This is a genomic window from Pantoea sp. GbtcB22, from assembly GCF_019091025.1.
GTDB lineage: Bacteria > Pseudomonadota > Gammaproteobacteria > Enterobacterales > Enterobacteriaceae > Pantoea > Pantoea leporis.
The window spans coordinates 47,301-64,134 of sequence record NZ_JAGXKB010000012.1 but is presented as its reverse complement, the minus strand read 5'-3'; the positions used below and the strand labels follow the sequence as shown (position 1 = coordinate 64,134).

Sequence of the window (16,834 nt, the reverse complement as noted above, 5' to 3'; positions counted from 1 at the left end):
TTATCCCGCTACGATATTCTTTTTGCCCTGAACGAAATGCTTTGCGTGCTCGTTGAGGTTACGGACATTGACGGTTTTCATTAACCAGCGACTTTTGAGAGCTTCCTGATTGCTGATGTTACGAATTTCCTTATTATGCAGACAGTCATTGTTAGCCGCACCCATAAATAAACCAGGGGATACAAAAACAGGAACCTTCACATCGTGAATGGCCTGCTTAAGTTTTGCAATGGCCGCTTCAGCCGTTTCATTGATGCCTTTAGTTCGGTTTTCGAAATAGCGAATATCAGTCGGCGTTACACCACCAAGCACGGGATGGATATCTGCTTCGCCTAGTTGAACATGGCTTTTATGAGTGGAAAGGTCGTCAAATGGGGTGTAGAAGAGGTTCTCTCTCAATACACTTTTGGTGTCATCTGACAACTTGGAAAGGATATCTACGTTGCGGGCAAAGCAGGTATAAATTTCGTTTTCAATATTATTTCTCAATCCGAGGATATTAACCCAGTCAGGTCTCACAAAGTGATTTGCCAGATCCTTATGGAAATAAATCTCATTAAGTGCTTTTTGAGACTGGCTATTTTGCAGTTCCTGCTTAGGGTGGATATCCTGAAAAACATCGCCATCATTCACATTCATATAACCGATAGGACTCTGATTCAGAAGGATGGCGCTCAACCCCAACATTCCTTCTGCGACGAAAGTCTGTTTGAGTCTTCTCTTCTCTTCAACCGGGTTAACAAAGCCCAGCCACGGTAGTTCAGCATCAATAGGGCAGTTATCGAATACGGTGTAAGGTGATTCATATTCGTCTTCTTTTCTCTTTCTTTCACAATGAACTAGGAAACGCTCAGGCACCTCTCCATTTCTGACAATGTCAGCTACAGCCATCATGAAGGCGTCATAGTTTTGATAGGGATTAATGGTAATCTCACTCAGCAAATCGTGAGTTTTAAGCTTCTCTGCTTCGGAGAATGTGAACTGGATAATTTCTGAATTACGCATAGTCCTTTACCTTTATTGATTAATACGTTGATGTTGTGTTTGTTAAATTTATGTTTGTAAAGAATCATCAACGTACCAAAAGTCATTAGCGGTAACAACCATTTGAAATCCCACTCAAATCAATATAACTATATATAATCCCGTGAAATAATATTTCAAAGAATATAAACCCACACACGCAAAAATAGACAGGTAATAAAACTGCTAACCTTAGTAAATCGTCGCAGTTTAACCTTATTTAATATCAGGTGTTTTATAGCAATCCAGCAGCTCACCTAATGTTAAGAAATTGATATGAAAACTTAAGTCAATAGAGCTGAACAAGTTAACATTAATTTTTATAAACAAAAAAAGCCCATTGCAGTCACTTCTCTTTAGAAAAATTTACACACCAATTTCTTTTAAACTATAACCCAGTGGTTAATATTCATACTAGATCTCAAAGTATCTTAAAATGCTTCTCGGGGTTAATTTTTAACGTAAAATTAATTTCCACGAGCCATTAATCTTCCGCCGTTACTTGCATACTGGAATATCGAAAAATCTTGTAGTGTATCTGGGCGAGAGCATCTCGCGCTTCATATGCCAGCTGCTGTCCTGCGCCCCCTGGCCCGCAAACCACACTTTTCCCCGGCCTGAGCGATTAATACTGTCCAGCGCCGCCATCAGGGCGTCGGCGTTGGCGCGCGGCAGCTGCTCGCTGAACATGTCAAACTGTGCCACGCCCGACTGGTAAAAATCACCCAGCATAACGCCGGCCTTTGCGTACCGGTAGCCGTCCCGCCAGATGGTGCCCAGTCCCCGCAGGGCTGAGTCAATGATGTCCCGCGTATCATTCGTCGGATAGTCGCAGATGCACGATGCCGTGTTCGAGTACTGCGGTTCATCTCCATGCCGGCCCGTGGCAATTGAGACGCTGATGTGGCGGCAGCGCGAATCCTGCTCCCTGAGCTTTTCTGCCGCGCGCGTGGCGTAGAGTACCAACGCCTGCTGCATGTCCTCCAGATGCGTGACGCGCTGACCGAAGGAACGCGAGTTCACTATCTGCTGCTTCGGCGGCGGCGCATCTTCGAGCGCCAGGCAGGACTCGCCGTTCAGCTCTCGCACGGTGCGCTCGGTGATAACGTCAAAGTTCTTCCGTATCATGCTGACATTGCTGTCGGCCAGCTGCAGGGCCGTGATGATGCCCAGCTGGTTCATGCGCACGCTGATGCGACGCCCGATACCCCAGACGTCGCTGACGTCGGTGAGCTGCAGCAGCTTCCGCTGCCGGCTCCGGTCGGACAGGTCCACCACGCCGTTGGTCTTCGTCCACTTCTTGGCCGCGTGGTTGGCGAGCTTCGCCAAGGTCTTGGTCGGCCCGAAGCCCACGCCGATGATCAGCCCTGTTTCCTGCCTGATGCGCGCACGCATCTGTTGCCCGAACGTCTCCAGCGGTATCAGGCTGCCGATTCCGGTAACGTCCAGAAAGCTTTCGTCAATGGAATACACTTCCTGTCCGGCCACCATCTCCCCCAGGATGGCCATCATGCGCGCCGACATGTCGCCGTTTATGTGGAATGCAATTTAAACAAAAAAAATGAGCAACTATTCCTCATGGACTGAAATCCAGAGCCCCACTTATTCAGCCTTAAATTGCTGCAGTTTACCTCCGCTCAGAGCATAAAGAAGTGAACTGGTAAGACATAGCCGGAAAATCGATTTCCCTGAGAGGGGGTTATCTGCCACGCTTCTTCTGAAGCCCTTAAGCGGGCAATGAGTCTTATCCCTTACCACCCCCTATGCAGGAAAAATGATGATAAAAAAATACAGGATCCCGGGACTGACCGCGGTGGCGCTTCTTCTCATCAGCACCCTCGCCGGTGCCGCAGAGGCGCGCTGGACGTTTGACGGCGATATCCACAACAATTCTCTTGCTGTCAGTCCCGATGAAAAAACGGCGGTGGCCTCCTACAGTGAGCGCCCTGACGTGGTGGTTTACGACCTGGTTAACGGCAAAGTCAGAAAGGTGCTGAAGGGATACGTCACGCCCCGCAATGCGCTTTTCTCCCCCGACGGGAAGGCTGTATATCTTTCAGACAGCAGCCTCGGCGTGGTCAGAAAAATCAGCACCGGGACGCTTGACGTGGAGACCACGCTGCCGCTGGGGGCCGGGGCATTCGGTACAGCCATCAGCCGTGACGGTCAGCGTCTGTATGTGAATAACGAAGCCGCCAGCACACTCTCGGTGTATGACCTGACCCACAACCGGCCCGTTTCGGTTGTGACGGGTTTTGCTCAGCCCCGTCAGGGCATCAAAATCAGCCCGGACGGCAAAACCGTCTACGTCACCAACTTTAAGGGCGATAAAATCACCCTCGTTGACGCCGTAACGGGTGAGATTCGCGGCGAGATAACCGGCTTCAGCAAGCTGCGCGCCATTTCTGTCAGCGCCGACGGCCGCACGCTTTACGCGGCTAACAGCGGGAGCAACACCATCGCAGTGGTTGACACGCAGAAGCGCGCCATTACGGCAACCATTCCCGTGGGGCAGGACCCTTACGGTGCCGCCCTGACACCGGATAACCGCTATGTTTACAGCGGCAACCTGGGTGACAACAGCCTCTCCGTTATTGATACCGCCGCCGGTAAGGTGGTCGCCACTGTTACCGGACTGGATGCGCCCCGTCAGGCCATCGTTTTCAGTAAAGACAGTGCCCGCGCGTGGGTGCTGAATAAAGACCTCAGTATTTCGGTGGTTGACCTGAAACAGAACCGCGTCACGGCCACGATTAAAAGCCCGCCGAAGGCCTGATTCAGTCCCTCCCTCACTCCGGTGCAGTAACAGTCTTTCGCAGGGTGAGGGAGGATAAACCACTTTTACAGATTTATTTTAGCTGAATAACCTGTTTTAAAGATTTACGTCTGCATGCCTATACTGTTTCTGTTTACACAGGAGATCCCGGCATGAACGATAAAATATTTACCCTGCATAACGGAGCACGCCCGCTGAGCGCGCTGAGCAGCCCGAAAGAGGCCATACGTCAGTTCACGCCAAACTGGTTCGCCGCCACCATGGGAACCGGTATCCTGTCGCTGTCTCTGGCGCAGTTCCCCTGGCCGGTTCCGGGATTGCGCCTCGTCGCGGAAGGGCTGTGGATGTTTAACATCCTGCTGTTCAGCGTTTTTGCCGTGATGTATCTGGCCCGCTGGGTCATGTACTTCGGTGAGGCAAAGCGCATCTTCGGCCATTCAACCGTGTCCATGTTCTTCGGCACCATCCCGATGGGCATGGCGACCATCATCAACGGCCTGCTGGCGTTCGGTCTTCCCCGGTGGGGCGCAGACGTCATTCCGGTGGCGCACGCCCTGTGGTGGCTGGACGTGGCGATGTCGCTGCTGTGCGGCGTGTGTATTCCTTACATGATGTTTACCCGGCAGCAGCACAGCATTGACCAGATGACGGCCGTCTGGTTACTGCCGGTTGTGGCTGCCGAGGTCGCAGCGGTCAGCGGCGGCCTGCTGGCGCCGCACATTGCCGACACCCACGCGCAGCTCGGCATCATTATTACCAGCTACGTGCTGTGGGCTTACTCCGTACCGGTGGCGCTGAGCATCCTTGCCATCCTGCTGCTGCGTATGGCCCTGCACAAGCTGCCGCACGAAAGCATGGCAGCCTCAAGCTGGCTGGCCCTGGGGCCGATTGGCACCGGTTCGCTCGGTATGCTGGTCATCGGCGGCGATGCGCCCGGGGTGTTTGCCGCGGCGGGCATGCCGGAAATCGCTCACATCGCGCAGGGCGTGGGGTTCGTTGCCGGCATTCTCTTCTGGGGCTGCGGCCTGTGGTGGATGCTGCTGGCCACGCTGATAACCGTGCGATACTTTCGTGAAGGCATTCCGTTCAACCTGGGATGGTGGGGCTTTACCTTCCCGCTGGGCGTGTACACCGTCGCCACGCTGAAGCTGTCCACCCTCGTTGACCTGGCGTTCTTTAAAGGCTTCGGCGCGCTTCTTGTCGTCATGCTGGCCGCCATGTGGCTGCTTGTCGCTGTGAAGACGGTGCGCGGGGCATGGAGCGGGAAACTCTTTGTTTCCCCCTGCCTGGCAGGCCTGGACCGGAAGTCGTGAGTGAAACCTGCACGTCGCTGCTGGACCCCTTTCTGCGCGAGGAGCGCCTCGCGGCGATTACCGCGCCGCACGTAGCCGCGCTGAATCGCTGGGTCAGCGGGCAGCGTCAGGCCGGCGTGGAACTGCCGTGGTTTGATCCGGCCGACGGCGGGACCGGGGCCGGACTGCTTGTCCTGCTGCAGTCGCCGGCGCGCAGCAGCCCGTCACCCCGGTTCGTTTCGCGAGATAACCCGGGGCCGGCCCAGCAGAATCTGGGGCGGTTTCTGGCGGAGGCCGGTATTGCGCGCCGGGACAGCGTGCTGTGGAATACGGTGCCCTGGGTCAGTGACGGGCCGCAGAAACGGCCCTCAGCGGCGGACATCCGCAGCGGCTGCGCCTGGCTTGAGGGCGTGCTGGCGTATCTGCCCGCGCTGCGCGTGGTGGTGCTGGCCGGTGCCGTAGCGGCGCAGGCCCGCGGGACGGTCAGCTGCCTTCGCCCCGGCGTCACGGTGCTGACTATGCCTCACCCCAGCCCGCTGTCGCTTTGCACAAGCCCGGCAGTGCCGGAAAACATCCGCCAGGTGCTCCGCGAGGCACGCACTGCGCTGGCGGGCTGAGAGCGCCGCCGGAATAATACTGACAGGTTTTGCAACCGGCTCTATACTCACAGTACAGGGTGATGGCGTTCCACCCTTCCCAACCGCTCCGTTCAGGAGCTGATGACGCCTGATGTGACTCTTGATTTTCAGGAGGTGCGTCAGGCCGTCCTTACTTTCCTCCCGGCCTGCGTACTTCCCTCTATGGGGAGAGACCTGTGATACACGTTTTTGGCCACATTAATCCTGACAGCGACGCCATCTGCACGACCGTCGTCACCGCACACTGGCTGACCGGGCGCGGAATGGATGCCCGCGCATGGCGTCTCGGCGAGGCTAACCGGGAAACCCGCTTTATCTTTGACGCCGCCGGCCTCACGCTGCCGCCGCTGCTCGCTTTTCCGCTAAAGGATGAACGGGTCTGGCTGGTCGATTTCACCGAACCGGCACAGGGGCCTGACGACCTGCTCCGGAGCAACGTCGTGGGCATCACTGACCACCACCGGCTGGGCGGGCTGATAACGCAACTGCCGCCGGAGGTACATATTCGCCCGGTTGGCAGCAGCGCCACGCTGCTCTGGCTGCTGATGGACGCAGAAGCGCGCCGCATGCTGCCCCCGACGCTCGCCGTGCTTCTGCTGGGCGCACTCCTGAGTGATACCGTGAATCTTCGCTCGCCGACCACCACCGAAGACGATATCCGTTCGGCGACCGAACTGGGCGCACTGTCTGGCGTAAACCGCAGAGCCTTCGCCCGTGACCTCCTCACCGCAAAAACAGACGTCAGCGGCCTCAGCGCACAGCAGCTGCTGGACAGGGACCTCAAGGCCTTCGTCATTGCCGGCACCGACGTGCGCATAGCCCAGATTGAGGTCAGCTCACCGTCACAGGTTGCCCCCGTGATGAACGACCTGCTCGCAGCACTGGCGTATCTGGCAGACCAGTCGGGAGCTGGCCTGGCGGTGCTGATGCTGACCGACATTCGTACCGGGTTCTCAACGCTTTACTTCGCCGGGCGGGAGAGCGTTAACGTCGCCTCCTGCTCCGTACCGGGCATGCTCAGCCGCAAAAAGCAGCTTCTGCCGTGGCTTGAGTCCCGCCTTAACCAGAACGGAGGTTCATTATGACCTGCTACACCCACGCACTGATACTTGTGAACGATAAAAACGACGGCACTCTTCTGCTGAAACGGGCGGTCGCGCTGGCGCAGCCGCTCGGCATGAAAATCACCCTGGCGCACATCAGCGACGACTACCGGGAGATGAACTACGTGTCTGACAGCCTGATGGACGACGTCGTGTCGGAGGAGGTGCTGAAAGGCAAAGCGTTTATGAGTGAGCTGGCGGCCTCCGTGCCTGAGACGGTAGACACGCGGGAGCTGGTGACCATGCGCCGCGTTGAGGACGTGGAGAAGTGCATCGCGGAGCTGGGCGTGGACCTCGTGCTTGCCGGGCACCGAAACCGCTTTATGGGAATGCTCACCTCCCGCTCGGCGGACTACATCAACCACCTTACGGTGGATGTGCTTATCACTCACCTGACTGACTGAACCGGGAGAAACACCATGCGCTTTACACTGGATAACGTAACCGCCCGTGAAATTCTTGACTCGCGCGGCAACCCCACCGTTGAAGTTGAAGCCCGGACTACGGACGGGATGATGGCGCGCGCCTCGGTGCCTTCCGGGGCCAGTACCGGCTCGCGCGAGGCCGCAGAGCGCCGCGACGGTGACGCACACCGTTTTGGCGGTAAAGGCGTGCTGGATGCCGTCAGGGCGGTTAATACGGAAATCTGCCAGGCCGTGCGCGGCAGCGACGTGCGCGAACAGCGTCAGCTGGACAACATCATGCTGGCGCTGGACGGCACGGAGAACAAGAGTCGCCTGGGTGCCAATGCCATTCTGGGCGTGTCGCTGGCGGTGGCCCGGCTGGCGGCACAGGCCTCCCACGAGCCGCTGTGGCGCTACCTGGGTGGCCTGCAGGCGAACCTGCTGCCCGTGCCGTGCATGAACATTATCAACGGCGGCGTGCACGCCCGCGGTCAGGGCGCGGACTTTCAGGAGTTCATGATAGCCCCGCACGGCGCACCCACGCTGCGCGAGGCCGTACGTCAGGGCAGCGAGGTCTACCAGGCGCTGCGCCAGATCCTGCTGGACAACAACCTGTCGGCGGCAGTGGGCGACGAAGGCGGTTTTGCGCCCGCCGTGTCGTCAAACCGCGACCCGCTGGCGTTTATCGTACAGGCCATTGAGAAAGCCGGATACCGGCCCGGAGAAGACATCAGCATCTGCATGGACCCTGCCTCAAGTGAGTTTTTCGCAGACGGCAAATATCATCTGCGCACCGAGGGCAGCGCGCTGAGCGCGGCGGAAATGACGGCATACTACGGCGAGCTGATGGACCAGTTTCCCGTCATCCTGCTGGAAGACGGCCTGGCCGAGGACGACTGGGCGGGCTGGAAGCATTTGCACCGGCAGCTTGCGGGCAGGGCCGAACTGGTTGGTGACGACCTGTTTGTCACCAACGTGAAGTATATCCAGCGCGGCATTGACGAAAACCTCGCCAGCGCCGCACTGATTAAACTCAATCAGATAGGCTCGCTCAGCGAAACGCTGGACGCCGTGGCGCTCTGCCAGCGGCACGGCTGGGGCGCGTTCATGTCCCACCGCAGCGGGGAAACCACGGACACGTTCCTTGCCGACCTGACGGTGGCCCTGCGCGCGGGACACCTGAAAACCGGCGCGCCGTGCCGCGGCGAACGCGTGGAAAAGTACAACCAGCTGATGCGCATTGAGCAGGCGCTGGGTGACGATGCGCACTACGCGGGGCTTCATGCGTTTGTGCGCCGCACGTAGCACATCCGCCGGACGGTCCCCGTCCGGCACAGAAGGAATGCCTGTGGCCTCTGCAACGCTGATCCTTTTGCGTCACGGCGAAAGCCAGTGGAACCGGGAAAACCGTTTTACCGGATGGACAGACGTGCCGCTGACGGTCAGGGGGCTGCAGGAGGCCGACCGGGCCGGTGACGCGTTGCGGGCAGCGGGCCTGATGCCCGACCGTGTCTTCACCTCGGTGATGACACGCTGCGTTCACACGGTCTGGCGGGTGCTGGACCGTCTTGACCGCAGCTGGACGCCCGTGGAAAAGAGCTGGCGACTGAATGAGCGCCACTACGGGGCGCTGCAGGGGCTGAACAAGGACGACGCTGCCCGGATAATGGGGGAAGAGACTGTCCGGCTCTGGCGCAAAAGCTTCAGCGGCATTCCGCCCGCGGACGCGGAGGCTCCGGCGCAGCTGCGTCGGGATCTGCGCTACCGCCGCGTTGCGCTGGCCGACCTGCCTGCAACGGAAAGCCTGGAAATGACGCTGCGCCGCGTCATGCCGTACTGGCAGCATGCTGTGGTACCGCAGTTACGCTGCGGAAGTTCCGTTCTGGTTGTGGCGCACGGCAACACGCTGCGCGCCCTGACCGCCTTCCTGGACGGCATGCCTTACGACAGCGTGGCACAGCTGCACATCCCGACCGGCGTGCCGGTCGTATATCAGATGGATGCGGCCGCCCAGGTCGTGTCCCGTGATGTTCTGAATATTAAAAAAAAGGAGTGAACGTGAATCAGCTTTTTGCCGTCATCACCGGCGGTGCTTTAGGGTGTGTTATCCGCTGGCAGCTGGGCGCGCGCCTGAATGCGCTTTTTCCGGACCTGCCGCCGGGGACGCTGCTGGTCAACCTGCTGGGTGGATTTATCATCGGGGCGGCCCTGGCGTATTTTCTGCGCCATCCCGGCCTCGATCCGGCCTGGCGGCTGCTCATTACCACCGGGCTGTGTGGAGGAATGACGACCTTCTCCACATTTTCAGCTGAGGTTTTTGCCCTGCTGCAGTCAGGCAGCTATGCCTGGGCAGCCGCCTCGGTGCTGATACACGTGCTGGGTTCGCTGGCCATGACGGCGGCCGGATTTTATATCATGACGCTGTGTGGTTAACCCGGACCGTACGGCCTTTAATCCAGGCGAGACCTCAGTGCAGCGACCGCTGCACTGAGGTCAGACAGTTCAGTATATTGTTCAGAAGCGCTCTCTGCGGGCCTGACCCGACAGGGTTTACGCCTGTAATGCTTCTCGTAAATCCGGGGCACTGTCGTGACAGAGTTTCAGGTCTGTCTGTTCTGGTAAAGGTCCCAGCGATTGCCATAGATGTCCTCAAACACGACAACCATTCCGTATTCTTCCTCCCGCGGCTCCTGACAGAAGTGGACGCCTTTTGCCTTCATAGCATTGTAGTCGCGCCAGAAGTTGTCGGTCTGCAGGAACAGAAAAACCCGTCCGCCGCACTGATTGCCGATAAAGCCTTCCTGCCGATCGTTCGACGCGCGGGCAAGAAGAATAGCACAGTCGCTGTCAGGGTCCGGCGTCACCACGACCCAGCGCTTACCCGGCTGCGGCGTGTCCTCAATCAGGGTAAAGCCCAGCTTATCGGTGTAATACTCAATTGCACGATCGTAGTCATCGACCACAACAGCCACATACCCCATACATCGCTTCTGTTTTCTCATCTGCGGCTCCATCAGTTACGGCATCACGCCCGCTATAATCAGATTTATATCAGATACGACGTTCGGTCGTCTGTACTGACTCTGCGCTGACACCCTCAGGCCGGACATTGTAAGCATCTGATCCGTCAGGATTGTGGATCCAGTCTTGTAAGAACCCGCTCAACCTTTTCAGCATCCTGCTCCAGTATGGATCTCTCATCGGGAGTGAGCGGAACCTCTTCGAGGTAACGCCGGATGGATGCTTTACTCTCCATTATCAGCCCGCGCGCGCTGTCTTTAAGCAGGTTAAAATCGCAGCCGATGCAGGCCATCCGGTGCTGACAGCTGCTCCAGAAAGGGTTCGTGCAGTATGAGTCACCCAGATCATAGTACGTCGCGGGTCCGGTCAGACTGGCGGCTTCCGGATCGTGGTCAATCAGCACGCTTATCATATGAGAGACCCTGTCGGCTTTGACGAACGAAGCGGCCAGCTGAGTCGGACGTATACGAATATAATGCAGGGTTGACTGTGGGGATGAATGGCCGGACCACTGCATCAGCTCATGTAAAGACATCCCCCCGGCAACACTGGCCAGTGCTGTAACGGCAGAAGCACGGCCGCGGTGGCTGGTAATGGGACCGCGTGAATCTTCCACAGACATACCCGCTCTGGCGCAGAGAAGCGGAATGACAGTGAGATTTATTATGTTTCTTCCCACCGGTTTACCCCGGTTCTGAAACAGATAACGAACTTTTTCACCGGTGCGTTCATCCGTAAATGCTGCCTGCTCCTGAGGACGCTCACTGAGCCAGATATCGACATATTTTTTCACAACAGACGAGACTGGCTTAACAAAAGCTTTAGACGTTTTGCCGGCTGGTACGCTGAGATAGCACAGAGTACCGGCCGGGACAGGGCTGCTGTTTTCCTGCAGAATGTCATCCACCTGTGGGGTAACGCAGTTCATTGTCAGGCGCAACAGCTCGTTCTGTCGCAGCCCGGCATGCGTCCAGATAACCGCCATAGCCTGAAGCATAGACAGGGGATAATGAATTTCGCTCAGCAAATCTTCCTGACGCAGGTTCAGACTCGCCCAGACCAGTCTGAGCCAGACCGGATCATCAATAACGCGGGGGCTCACGCCCTGACGAAACAGCGGTGTATCAGGCGTGGACAGATGGCGGGCCGGACTGAACTTTAATCGCCCCCATCCCCAGCTTTCATAATCAAGCATAAAACGGCGAATGGCATAAACAAACCGGCTGCGGGAATGCGGCATCAGGGGTTCTCCTGAGCGTTTTGATTGTCTGCCCCCTTTCTTTGTATCCAGTGACAGCTCGTCTACTTTCAGTCTGCCGACCATTGCAATAAAGCTGGCGCAGGTTTCCATTGTCCAGTCAGAGGGCTCGCATATTTCCGGCTTTTCCCGGGCAAGCCACAGGCCACAGCGGAGAATAAAACTGTACTGAGTTTCTCTGGAGCGGGGGCGGAGTACCGACGTTTCCCGCCACATCCGGCACCACCGCGCCCAGTCAGGTGCGATACCTTGTGTTGGCTTTTCATGCCATTCCTGATAGTTACGCATTCTCAGGGGGCTCTCTATAATTCCCATAGCAGCAAGCGCACAGGATATTTTCCCCGTAGCTCTTGCGATTCCCCGGTCGTGGCAGTTCTGCCCCCGCCACAGGAGGTCTGTCGTAAAAGTTTCAAGACGCGGGTCGTTGTTCATCAGCATCAGTACACCCAGCATACCGGACATATTGTGCTTCTGATTCTGCCCGGCATATCCCATTGAGATCAGAACGTCTGTCAGCCGGTTAATTTCATGACTGACAATACTCCGGCCATATATAGCACTGGCGTACAACGACGGTGCGCCATGCACTGGCAGGCTGAGCGGAGAAGAAAACGGACCGAGATGAAAGGCAAAAGCAGCAAGCAGGGGCCTGCCGGAACAGTGTTGCTCACAGAGCGTTAACCATCTTTCCTGCGTCCACTGCCAGCAGGGCTGACCCGACCGGTGCGTTTCTGCAAGAACGGCAAGGAGGGTAATTCTGGCAAGTCTGACACTGATACTGCTTCGTGAGGCAATGTCCTGCAGAGGCAGCAGCAAATATGGCAGGGAATCTGGCCGATCGAGCGCAGCAGACCGCCGGTAGCCTGTACGTATCGCGTCTTTTTCCTCAGGACTCAGCGCATCGCTCAGCTGATAATCTGTGCGTTTGAAAGGTATATAAGTGACTGTGTTTTTTTTTCCACTCATCAGTAAGCCCCCGCCTGAAAAATAAGGCCAGCGATTTTCCTGTCGGTTTCAGCTACGGCTGCGGTTATCCGGCCAGACAGATCGGACCCTGACAGATGGATATAAATCTGTGTGGTGCGCGGATCTCTGTGTCCAGCATAAGTCGCCAGCTCATGCAGCTTCCAGCCGGCCCGAGCCAGATGGGTCAGGCGAAGATGGCGAAAGGTGTGGGTTGTAATCTGTGGAAGCCCCGTATCCAGAGCCCATCTGCGCACGGTTTTACTCCAGCTCCACACAGAAAGAGGAGTGCCGTAATTACGATCAGAAAATGAACGGAACAACGCCCCCTGTGTCCGGCCAGCCCGCTTCAGCTGCCGGAAAAGGTTTGCCAGTACCGGCGTAATGTCCGGACCATAGCACACAACCCTTTCACGCCGGCTTTTCGTTGTTTCCGGGCGGATACGGATCAGGCGATGAGCAGGGTCGATATCCTCAAGCGTCAGGGCTGTCACCTCTGCACGGCGGAGTGCACCAAAATAGGCCAGTGCGAGCATCAGCCGGTCCCGCAGGGAAGCAGCTGAAACATGTTTAAGAAATCTCAGCCATTGTTCATTGTCAGGTATTACAGGTAAGCGGGTGATACGCGGGACAAGCCCCCGCCCGGTATAAATGGCACCCGGTAAACCCGCGCGGGGTAGCGGATTGAGACTGCATATATCCTGATAAACAAGAAAGTCATACCAGAGACGGATAGCAGACAGGCGCAGCTGGAGCGTGGCACTGGCCGCAGGGTAAGGCATGCCAGGCAGCTGAGGGCGGATGTAGGCGGCGAGGTCTTCAAACCGGGCTTTTTCAGGTTCAATTCCGTTCTCGCTGCAGAACGAAAAGTAATGATGAAGGGCGCTACGGTAGGCGGTGAGTGTGCCCTGCGCCCGCCCGAGATCGGATAACAGTTTCAGCCAGCGCTCTGCCAGCAATAGGCTTTGTTCATTCGGTGGGATCAGCATCGTGTTCTCCTCTGACAGCAATATCGCTGCTCAAAGTTTACTCACTCAATGTTGCATTCCACTTAACTTACTACAGCTCGTAATTGGAGCTGAACACGTGCACGCCGTTCTCGCGGAAGAAGCGATCGTTCTGAAACAGCGGGGCGGCCATTTTAATCCCCATCCGCTTCGCCTCAGCCGAACGCGCGATGACGCAGCCGTCGTTATTAGATACCACGACGATGGGTCGGCCGCGCAGGTCGGGCCGGAACACGGTTTCGCAGGAAGCGTAAAAATTGTTGGCATCTGCAAGGGCAAACATGGTCACTCCCCCGCCGGTCCGCTGAATCCCAGCCCGGCCACGTCGGTGAGGGCGTAGGCGACCACGCCCCAGACGGCAGCGGCTGGCTCACGTCTATGAGCGTGACGGTTTCATCCGAGTCCAGCGCCTGAAGGGCGGGGACAGGTGTCAGCAGCAGGCGACGCAGCGTCAGCTCACCGTCAACCTCGGCAACAATGAGCTGGCCATGCGCCGGCGTCAGCGCGCGATCGATGGCCAGCACTGAACCTTTCACGATGCCGGCGTCAGGGATGTCACAGTCGCTGCGCATCAGGTAAGTGGAATAAGCGGAGAGGCTGACGAGGTCCCCCAGGTTCAGGCGCGTCTCTCTGTAATTCTGGGCCGGGCTCTGAAAGGCCATTAATATGCTCCGTTCTGACCGGCACGTCAGCCGTATCGGTTGTTTATATCAGCTTCCGGACTCAGTGCCGGCGGGGCAACGCAGATGCGCGCGCTCTGCAGTAGCGTATCCTGTCCCGGATCCACACACGCCAGGGATAGGCGGCAGGCTGCGTCAGGAGAGTTTGCCACTCTGAGGCTGCCTGGCCCCACTCTTCAGCAGTCTCCGCCCTGACGGCCCGCTGGCTGAGCTTTTGATAGAAATTCATTTACTGCTCCTGATAAGGTAGCCCGCATCAGCGTACTCATGAAAATGCTATGAACAGAAAACAGTTTATCTTATCGAAGGGCGCGACCTGCGCAAACTGGACGTGGAGCTGGTCCTTCATCGATCATAATGACATGAAAGTCATCTTCGGTGCCTGGGACACGGAAGCAGGTGAGGAGCACGAGGTTATCCTGCGTGACTCATGGGAGTTCATCACGCGTGACGGTAAACAACGCCGCCAGCCCGGATACGTGCAGGCGCTGGAGCATCTGGAGTATGTGAGGCAAGGTTACGACCTGTACACGTTCGTCATGGGCCACAGCCTGTCTGAATATTCAGAGGACATATCCCGGATAAAAAAATTCAGCCACCACCTGCAGCTGCGCTATCTCGTTCAGGATGAAGGGGGTTTGGTACGCTTGCAGAGAAGCGCAATATCTGCCGGAGGAGCTGCCTGCATCAACCATATACAGCGAAGGCGCAAAGGCGCAGATCCTTGTTAATGCTTACGAACGTGATCCTGCGGCCAGAAAAGCCTGCCTGCGGCACCACGGCTACCGGTGTCAGGGATGCGGCTTCAGCTTTGAGGAGTTTTACGGCGAAGCCGGGCGCAACTTTATCCACGTGCATCACCGGGTCCCGCTGCATACGGTGAGTGAGAATTACCGGCCCGACCCGGTAAATGATATGGTCCCGCTCTGCCCGAACTGCCACGCCATGGTTCACCGGACAAGGCCACCGATGGAAACCGACGCGCTGAAAGCAATCATTGCCGCCGCCAGACTTAAGGGAAAAGCCGGTCTGTAAGGTTTTTGCACAGAGTTCAGTCGTACACACTGAGCGGGCTCAGGCTCCGGTAAAGCCTTCAGCGAGAAGGTGATAAAGCACATCTTCGCTTTCTGCCTTCACGCAACGCCAGCCAGAACGGCTAAGCAGCGCGTCCAGCGCGGGCAGGTCGCCGGTTATACGGGCGGGGAGGGCAATGCGCTGCTGACCGTGCTCGTCAAAGCCGGAATCCAGCCCGTTACGGTTAAGGTAGATACCTGAAACGGCCGGACTGAGGCGCAGCTGCCGGCGCCCGCTCCATTCGCTGTCTGCCAGCACCATGTAAATCCACCCGGTCAGCTTCACCGCGTGCAGCGCATGCTGCAGACGGAACAGGTCGTTCTGAGTCTTCAGGTTGCCGTTCCCGGCGCGCCAGAGGTAGTCCAGCTTGCCGGGCAGGTCGGCACGCAGCCCTTTTTCACGACCCTCACGCAGCAGCCAGCTGATATCACTGGCCAGCTCCTTCGGAAAGCGCCGCTGCTTCTCCGCCGTGGCCAGCCAGCGGGTCAGGAAAAGATTATCCTGTGCGGGGGAGTTTACCTGCCCGTCAAGGCGGGCCGTATTCAGGGCAACAAGCCCGCACCAGGCAAGATGACTGACGTTAAGATTACCTTTATCCATGAAGTTCCCGTTAATGCAGTGCTTCCGTGAAGCGGAAGCACGTCAGAAACGCATTTTAAGATATCGGGAGGCGCAACGTAAATGAAGCCTGACTAAGAAGACGGCAGGCTGCCAGAAGTTCAGTTGCAGAGATAAGTTGAGAGCAACCTCAGGATCCGTCATCTCCGGCGTCTGCATCCGGCCCTGCATTCAGCTCCTCAATAGCAAAAAGCAGGGGGGAAGGGCACTGTCCCACCTGCTCGATGCAGGTTCCCAGCAGGCGCATCAGCTCAACCGTCAGCTGAGCCCGGTTAATCTCTTCCCCGTCTCTGGCCATCGTCAGACAACACATCCCGGTCAGCCTGCAGGCTTCGTCATAAAGATTGTCATTAAGACCTACATCAATTTTCATCTGCTTCTCCCGGGTTGTGGGGTACTGAAGTTAAGAAAATAAAATGTTGGACGGACTTTACCCTCTTACGGGCTGAAGGATGCGGGCACAAAGCCGTCCGGCGACCTCATCGAGCTCTCTGTCTAGACTGGCGCGCTCTGCAGCGCTGAGGAAGCCCTGCTCACTTGCGTAGCGCGTGGCATCCGCGCGGATGCGGTCGGCATGATGCCAGATCATTTCCGTCTGCGATTCTGAAAGTTTTCCTGCTTTACGCGCGGTACCGGCATCGGCCTGAATCACGTTGACGCGCAGCGAAACATGCGACAAAAGCGGGTCACCGTCGCTGATGCCGTTATCAGCCCTGATACCCTGTTGCACGCTAATATCGCAGGATGGCCAGAACTGAGAGGGTGGAACAGCTGCAGCTGTGTGACTCAACGCCATCAATATAACCCCTGATGCCAGGTATTTCATATGTGCTCTTGTATGCTGAATTTTTGCAAACAGTGTAGTGGGGATTTATCTGTCTGCCAGAAGCCCACCGTATTGCTCATGATAAACCGGTTCTCAGGGGCAAACTTTCCTGGATAAAAAAATGGCTCCCGGAGGGAGCCATAAGCACAAT

18 protein-coding genes, 1 pseudogene and 1 riboswitch are annotated in these 16,834 nt (G+C 57.1%); of the genes and pseudogenes, 10 read left to right on the top strand and 9 right to left on the bottom strand.

Annotated elements, in window-relative coordinates:
* Entirely contained in the window at positions 1–1,005 is a 1,005-nt protein-coding gene (locus KVT28_RS23935; RefSeq protein ID WP_217550543.1) for a hypothetical protein, read from the bottom strand.
* A 516-nt stretch (positions 1,006–1,521) separates the two neighbouring features.
* The gene (gene umuC / locus KVT28_RS23930; protein WP_256448501.1) at positions 1,522–2,547 is read right to left on the bottom strand and encodes a translesion error-prone DNA polymerase V subunit UmuC; all 1,026 of its coding nucleotides are present in this window, start codon (positions 2,545–2,547) and stop codon (positions 1,522–1,524) included.
* 253 nt (positions 2,548–2,800) lie between these two features.
* Between umuC and KVT28_RS23925 the strand changes: the two genes are divergently transcribed.
* From KVT28_RS23925 to crcB, 8 genes are all read left to right on the top strand, one after another.
* Positions 2,801–3,799 (top strand): YncE family protein, encoded by a 999-nt coding sequence (locus KVT28_RS23925; RefSeq protein WP_085016771.1) that lies wholly within the window; start codon positions 2,801–2,803, stop codon positions 3,797–3,799.
* A gap of 152 nt (positions 3,800–3,951) precedes the next feature.
* Positions 3,952–5,112, top strand: coding sequence for a TDT family transporter (locus KVT28_RS23920; protein ID WP_085016770.1), 1,161 nt, complete (start codon positions 3,952–3,954; stop codon positions 5,110–5,112).
* Positions 5,109–5,708 (top strand): uracil-DNA glycosylase family protein, encoded by a 600-nt coding sequence (locus KVT28_RS23915; protein ID WP_085016769.1) that lies wholly within the window; start codon positions 5,109–5,111, stop codon positions 5,706–5,708. The genes KVT28_RS23920 and KVT28_RS23915 overlap by 4 nt, the downstream gene beginning before the upstream one ends.
* Positions 5,709–5,757: 49 nt before the next feature.
* Positions 5,758–5,827: riboswitch (Fluoride riboswitch) on the top strand.
* Positions 5,828–5,905: 78 nt separating this feature from the next.
* Positions 5,906–6,814 (top strand): DHHA2 domain-containing protein, encoded by a 909-nt coding sequence (locus tag KVT28_RS23910; RefSeq protein ID WP_085016768.1) that lies wholly within the window; start codon positions 5,906–5,908, stop codon positions 6,812–6,814.
* A complete protein-coding gene (locus tag KVT28_RS23905) occupies positions 6,811–7,236 on the top strand; it encodes a universal stress protein (RefSeq protein WP_085016767.1) in 426 nt (141 codons plus the stop codon). Before KVT28_RS23910 ends, KVT28_RS23905 begins: the two co-directional genes overlap by 4 nt.
* A 15-nt stretch (positions 7,237–7,251) precedes the next feature.
* Positions 7,252–8,541, top strand: a complete 1,290-nt coding sequence (eno, locus tag KVT28_RS23900) for a phosphopyruvate hydratase (RefSeq protein WP_085016766.1) — start codon at positions 7,252–7,254, stop codon at positions 8,539–8,541.
* Positions 8,542–8,584: 43 nt separating this feature from the next.
* The gene (locus KVT28_RS23895; RefSeq protein WP_110412224.1) at positions 8,585–9,292 is read left to right on the top strand and encodes a 2,3-diphosphoglycerate-dependent phosphoglycerate mutase; all 708 of its coding nucleotides are present in this window, start codon (positions 8,585–8,587) and stop codon (positions 9,290–9,292) included.
* A 2-nt stretch (positions 9,293–9,294) separates the two neighbouring features.
* Positions 9,295–9,669 (top strand): fluoride efflux transporter CrcB, encoded by a 375-nt coding sequence (crcB, locus tag KVT28_RS23890; protein WP_010260804.1) that lies wholly within the window; start codon positions 9,295–9,297, stop codon positions 9,667–9,669.
* 167 nt (positions 9,670–9,836) lie between these two features.
* Here crcB and KVT28_RS23885 read toward each other — a convergent pair whose 3' ends face one another.
* The 4 genes and pseudogenes from KVT28_RS23885 to KVT28_RS23870 all read right to left on the bottom strand — a co-directional run.
* Entirely contained in the window at positions 9,837–10,238 is a 402-nt protein-coding gene (locus tag KVT28_RS23885; RefSeq protein ID WP_085016764.1) for a VOC family protein, read from the bottom strand.
* Between the two features lie 125 nt (positions 10,239–10,363).
* Positions 10,364–12,481, bottom strand: coding sequence for a tyrosine-type recombinase/integrase (locus KVT28_RS23880; RefSeq protein ID WP_110412210.1), 2,118 nt, complete (start codon positions 12,479–12,481; stop codon positions 10,364–10,366).
* A complete protein-coding gene (locus tag KVT28_RS23875; protein WP_085016762.1) occupies positions 12,481–13,467 on the bottom strand; it encodes a tyrosine-type recombinase/integrase in 987 nt (328 codons plus the stop codon). Before KVT28_RS23875 ends, KVT28_RS23880 begins: the two co-directional genes overlap by 1 nt.
* Positions 13,468–13,540: 73 nt before the next feature.
* Positions 13,541–13,768: pseudogene (locus KVT28_RS23870) on the bottom strand (DNA polymerase V subunit UmuC); the annotation flags it as partial.
* Between the two features lie 675 nt (positions 13,769–14,443).
* On the opposite strand from KVT28_RS23870, the gene KVT28_RS27885 reads away from it, so the two are divergent.
* Positions 14,444–14,896 (top strand): hypothetical protein, encoded by a 453-nt coding sequence (locus KVT28_RS27885; RefSeq protein ID WP_254633637.1) that lies wholly within the window; start codon positions 14,444–14,446, stop codon positions 14,894–14,896.
* The gene (locus tag KVT28_RS27880) at positions 14,793–15,200 is read left to right on the top strand and encodes an HNH endonuclease (RefSeq protein ID WP_254633630.1); all 408 of its coding nucleotides are present in this window, start codon (positions 14,793–14,795) and stop codon (positions 15,198–15,200) included. The genes KVT28_RS27885 and KVT28_RS27880 overlap by 104 nt, the downstream gene beginning before the upstream one ends.
* Before the next feature lie 39 nt (positions 15,201–15,239).
* Here KVT28_RS27880 and KVT28_RS23860 read toward each other — a convergent pair whose 3' ends face one another.
* From KVT28_RS23860 to KVT28_RS23850, 3 genes are all read right to left on the bottom strand, one after another.
* On the bottom strand, positions 15,240–15,839 hold the full coding sequence (locus KVT28_RS23860; RefSeq protein ID WP_217550541.1) for a DUF2913 family protein: 600 nt from the start codon (positions 15,837–15,839) through the stop codon (positions 15,240–15,242).
* Positions 15,840–15,987: 148 nt separating this feature from the next.
* The gene (locus KVT28_RS23855) at positions 15,988–16,230 is read right to left on the bottom strand and encodes a DUF2767 family protein (RefSeq protein WP_217550539.1); all 243 of its coding nucleotides are present in this window, start codon (positions 16,228–16,230) and stop codon (positions 15,988–15,990) included.
* 57 nt (positions 16,231–16,287) lie between these two features.
* Entirely contained in the window at positions 16,288–16,683 is a 396-nt protein-coding gene (locus KVT28_RS23850; protein ID WP_217550537.1) for a hypothetical protein, read from the bottom strand.
* Between the last annotated feature and the right edge of the window lie 151 nt (positions 16,684–16,834).